A 4,686-nucleotide genomic window follows, 5' to 3' on the forward strand; every position below is an offset into this window, starting at 1 on the left:
ATGGCAGTTATGCGAGTACGGATTTCCTGTGGGACGGCATGCGGTTGGTGCAGGAGACGTATCACGACCGTCAGGGCGAGGAAGCGCTGACGTACTTGTACGAGTCCAATAGTTATGTGCCGCTTGCTCGGATCGATCAAGGGAAGGCGGCGGCCAATGATGCGGATGTGCGGGACGCGGTTTATTACTTCCACAATGATGTTTCGGGGTTGCCGGAGGAATTGACTGACGCTGGTGGCGAGCTGGTTTGGCAGGCGCGCTACAAGGTGTGGGGCAATGCGGTGCAGGAGGAGTGGATCGCGCGGGCTCCGCAGCAGTCGGTGCCCGAATGGGGCGAGGTGCAATTGGCTTCTGCAACGCTTGCCCACGTGCCGCGGCTGCAAAACCTGCGCTTCCAAGGACAATACCTGGATCGGGAAACCGGGCTGCACTACAACACGTTCCGGTTCTACGATCCGGATATCGGTCGGTTCATCAATCCGGATCCGATCGGATTGATGGGGGGAGCGAACCTTTATCAATATGCGCTAAACCCGATTGCGTGGATTGATCCGTGGGGCTTGACATGTACCAAAGCATTTAACAAGAAGGATAATATTGCTAATCGATGGGTTGACCGACTGACCGGAAAAAAACCTCAGGATGTAGAGTCTTTTTTGAAAAGTAAGGGATTTGAAAAGAGCATAACGAATCAGAATAGTCCGAAGACATCCCACACATTGTTCACGCGAACGACCGGAAATGGTGATGTGGATGTTCTGGACTTCCATCCTGGAGGTGGGGTTCATGGATCTGAATATTGGAAGGTTTATCGAAATGGGGAAGTTCAGGGGCGAATTGGACCATCTGAATTTCAAAACTACGACAGAATTTTCGATAGCCCGGTGTATGTAGATGGGGTGCTGTCCAATTCCCCAAAGTGAGGATATAGATGCTGAATAACATAATTGTTCCAAGTAAATCGCTGGGGGGGATTCTTCTCGGCGAGCAGGTTGAGGACGTCATTGGTAGGCTGAGCGAGACGCATGTCGTAGAGCGTACTGGTCAGAACGTTGTCAGCATTGATGAAACAATTACTATCTACCACGATCCGGAAAATGGTCGGATAGAAAGTCTGGCATGTAATAGTAAGTTCGCAGGGAAATATTTGGATAAGTTGTGGCCTGGAATGACCGTGGGTGATGTATTGAAGAATACGGAAACTCAGATTGCGTGGTGTGGATTTGTTCAGGTGGATGGTGTAAAGGGGGTGGGGCTTTCTTTGCCCGATGAGTTTGATGATTTTGAGCGATTGACGGATTTTTTAAGTTTGGATTTTGTTTTTGATGATTTGTGGGTTTATTCATTTTGAGATTTTGTGGATTGGTGACAAAGTCTATTCTTCCAGGGATAGATTTTGAAGGGGTGCGGGGGCTACCAAAGGTAGTCCCTAATAGCTGATCGATGCTGCGGACCATGTGATTCCGAAGCGGGATTTGCGCTATGGCACGACGAGCTATCGGTATGACCCGACCGGTCGCATTGAACAGGCGGCCGGGCCAGGATTGCCGTCGGAAGTGTTTCGTTGGGACGCGGCAGCCAACCTGGTGTCGAGCGATCACCCGGGAGGCTTCGTAGAGCACAACCGGCTCAAGATGTTCGAGGACAAGCGCTTTGAGTATGACGTCTCTGGGCGGCTGGTTCGCAAGTTGAGCGGTCACGGGCCGGCCAAAGAGCTGGTACTTGAGTACGACGACTGGAATCAGTTGAAGACCGTCGTGACGAAGGACCGGCTTGGTGTCGGGACGACGCACTTTGAATACGACGCGTTCGGTCGGCGGATTCGGAAGCTCAATGGCAGTTATGCGAGTACGGATTTCCTGTGGGACGGCATGCGGTTGGTGCAGGAGACGTATCACGACCGTCAGGGCGAGGAAGCGCTGACGTACTTGTACGAGTCCAATAGTTATGTGCCGCTTGCTCGGATCGATCAAGGGAAGGCGGCGGCCAATGATGCGGATGTGCGGGACGCGGTTTATTACTTCCACAATGATGTTTCGGGGTTGCCGGAGGAACTGACTGACGCTGGTGGCGAGCTGGTTTGGCAGGCGCGCTACAAGGTGTGGGGCAATGCGGTGCAGGAGGAGTGGATCGCGCGGGCACCGCAGCGGCCGACAGCGGTGTGGGGAGAGGTTCAAGCGGCGGCGTCAGCGCCGGCTCACGCACCGCGACCACGGAACTTGCGCTTTCAAGGGCAGTATCTGGACCGTGAGACCGGGCTGAACTACAACACGTTCCGGTTCTACGACCCGGATATCGGACGCTTCATCAACCCGAACCCTATCGGGCTGATTGGCGGGATGAACTTGTACCAGTACGGATCGAATCCGATCGTATGGATTGACCCGTGGGGATGGGCGGCCGATAGGTTGCCGCGCACCAACGGTCGTTGGGACGGTGAACCTGGGAACAGCAACTGGTATTCCGACAATGCGAAAGTAAATGCCATTACAGGCAATGATCCGATTCCTTTCAAGGGGGGGCGTCCTGACTTCTCGACATGGTCAAAGGGTACGTTGACCTTCGAGAAAGACGTTCTTAACGGTACGCGGACTGATTTCCCAACGGTCTATGCTGAGCTTGGTCGTATCAAGGGAATTAGTGCGAACGCCGCCAAGAATCTCTTGAAAGAGAAGGGACTTACACCCCATCATTTGAGTGCGACGGAAATTCAGTTCATTCCATCTGACCTACATGGGAATGTCCCGCACACGGGATCTGCGGCAGATATGAGGAAGACGCGATGCTAGACAAACTTTCGCAACTCGGAGCAACTCCTGACAAATTGTCGTCGGAAAGGAAGATGCAGCTTTTAGCTTCCTTGGAGGCCGAGGTTGGCCTGCTTCCGGACGACTATAGAAACCTGTTGCTGCATTTCGGCGGGGATATCGAGTTCAATTCGCTCATCAAGTTTCGTTCTGATGAACCGTCACCGTGGGCAGCACAGGACGGTACCGATTCTTTAGAGCTTCTCTACGGACTGTCGAGCAAATACGGATCGACAATACTCGAGAGGTTCGAGACATATAAGGGCCGTATTCCGGCTGATTGGATTCCAATCGGAGAAGCACCTGGTGGAAATCAAGTCTGCCTCAGAATTCATCCAGCAGGTGCTCGATCGGTTGAGTTCTGGGATCATGAGAGCGAGGTCGGTCCGGGCTTGCGGCCACGCGGTACGGGCTTGACGAAAATCACCGACACGTTGCAGGAGTTTGTTAGCCGACTCACGCCGGAAGATCCGCCGGAGAATGCGCCTCGTGCTGTAAAGGTGGATCTTCAGTTTTGATATGTACGCGGGGCTATTCCCCACGTCCAACTCTGCCCAAGCCTCCGACACACGCACCGGCGTGACCCTGTGGGTTACGACCGGCGCGCTGCAACCGCACGACGGGCAAGATCCGGAATTATTGCAGGATGGAATAGGTGCTCCGTCAGCGGGGACCGGATCCTGCACGTGCGTCACGAGGCCGTGAACGACTATACGCAGCACAGCGCGAAGCTGCCGTACCGCAACAGCTTCTCGCTGCTGCCGAAGAAGATTCCGTACCGTGCGCCGCGCGCGACGCCGAAGCCAGTGATTCACGGCAAGCAAAATGCGTTCGATAACGGAGTGGTCTCCCCCAATGGAAAATGGGAAGGTATTTCCGGAAATGGTGTAAAGATTTGCAGTTTGGTCGAATGATGGTGGGGATATTAATTCTGAATTATTGGGGTGGGTTGATGGGCGCGGAGTTGAGGGGGATATTTGAGAAAAGATTGCAAGAGATTTTAAAGGAAAATATAAGCGAGCGAGGTGTCAAGATATCAAGGGGCGAGATCGTTGTTGAGCGAGAGGGTATGGGTAATGGGCGCATCGGATTCAGATTTCTGAGAAATGCAAACGGATATATTCTTTCTGCTGCCGCTGATTCTCCTAGTCTTCAGGATTTTTATGCGAGCAGAAATCCTCCATACAGACCGAAGATACCAACTGGTCTGGTTATGGCGATGAATACGTCTATGGAAACGGTAAAATCATTTTCCCCGAATGTCGGTGGGGCAATTGATCTGCCGCGGGATGAGGTGGAGGTTGAGTCGGCATGTCGATGGATATGTGAAAAGGTAGCGAGTATTTATTTGCCGAGGGTAATAAATGTGGTGGAGGTCAATTCTGGGTTGGTTCGAGATGTAATGGAAAATCCAAATTACTATTCATACCCGTTTCTGACCATTGTTTTCGCTGCAAAGAGAAATGGTATCGGCCGGAATGAGCTTGATACTGATTTTTTGCTGGGTAAAAAAGTGTCGGGGAATAAGTCGTTCGATGGTGAAATTTTGAAGGAGTATTTGTAGGATATGACGCGGTGGGTCGTCGTGCGCGGCAAACTGCGCAGCGCGGTACGGCGGGCGGTGAGTTGCTTGCGAAGCAGTGGCAATACGATGCCGCTGGCGACGTGATCCAGAAGCGCGATCAGCGTTACGGCACGACGAGCTATCGGTATGACCCGACAGGGCGCATCGAACAGGCGGCGGGGCCGGGATTGCCGTCGGAAGTATTTCGCTGGGATGCGGCGGCCAACCTGGTGTCGAGCGATCATCCGGGCGGGTATGTCGAGCACAACCGGCTCAAGATGTTCGAGGACAAGCGGTTCGAGTACGACACGTATG

General features: G+C 53.1%; 5 protein-coding genes and 2 pseudogenes. All 7 read left to right on the forward strand.

What is annotated here, in order from left to right:
* On the forward strand, positions 1-923 hold a 923-nt coding region (locus tag CFB40_RS39455; RefSeq protein ID WP_306427348.1), incomplete at its 5' end, for an RHS repeat-associated core domain-containing protein.
* An 8-nt stretch (positions 924-931) separates the two neighbouring features.
* A complete protein-coding gene (locus tag CFB40_RS37655) occupies positions 932-1,351 on the forward strand; it encodes a hypothetical protein (protein ID WP_089434298.1) in 420 nt (139 codons plus the stop codon).
* Positions 1,352-1,475: 124 nt separating this feature from the next.
* A complete protein-coding gene (locus tag CFB40_RS38925; protein WP_256977014.1) occupies positions 1,476-2,789 on the forward strand; it encodes an RHS repeat domain-containing protein in 1,314 nt (437 codons plus the stop codon).
* On the forward strand, positions 2,783-3,325 hold the full coding sequence (locus CFB40_RS37670; RefSeq protein ID WP_089426898.1) for an SMI1/KNR4 family protein: 543 nt from the start codon (positions 2,783-2,785) through the stop codon (positions 3,323-3,325). The genes CFB40_RS38925 and CFB40_RS37670 overlap by 7 nt, the downstream gene beginning before the upstream one ends.
* 159 nt (positions 3,326-3,484) lie before the next feature.
* Positions 3,485-3,703: pseudogene (locus CFB40_RS37675) on the forward strand (type VI secretion system Vgr family protein); the annotation flags it as partial.
* A 14-nt stretch (positions 3,704-3,717) separates the two neighbouring features.
* A complete protein-coding gene (locus CFB40_RS39390; protein ID WP_256977015.1) occupies positions 3,718-4,371 on the forward strand; it encodes a hypothetical protein in 654 nt (217 codons plus the stop codon).
* Positions 4,372-4,382: 11 nt separating this feature from the next.
* Positions 4,383-4,686, forward strand: a pseudogene (locus CFB40_RS37680) (hypothetical protein); the annotation flags it as partial.

The organism is Burkholderia sp. AU31652, from assembly GCF_002223155.1.
Lineage (GTDB): Bacteria > Pseudomonadota > Gammaproteobacteria > Burkholderiales > Burkholderiaceae > Burkholderia.

Coding starts and splice junctions, on each gene's coding strand:
- CFB40_RS37670 (WP_089426898.1), top strand. CDS start 2,783: ATGCTAGACAAACTTTCGCAACTCGGAGCAACTCCTGACAAATTGTCG.
- CFB40_RS39390 (WP_256977015.1), top strand. CDS start 3,718: ATGATGGTGGGGATATTAATTCTGAATTATTGGGGTGGGTTGATGGGC.
- CFB40_RS37655 (WP_089434298.1), top strand. CDS start 932: ATGCTGAATAACATAATTGTTCCAAGTAAATCGCTGGGGGGGATTCTT.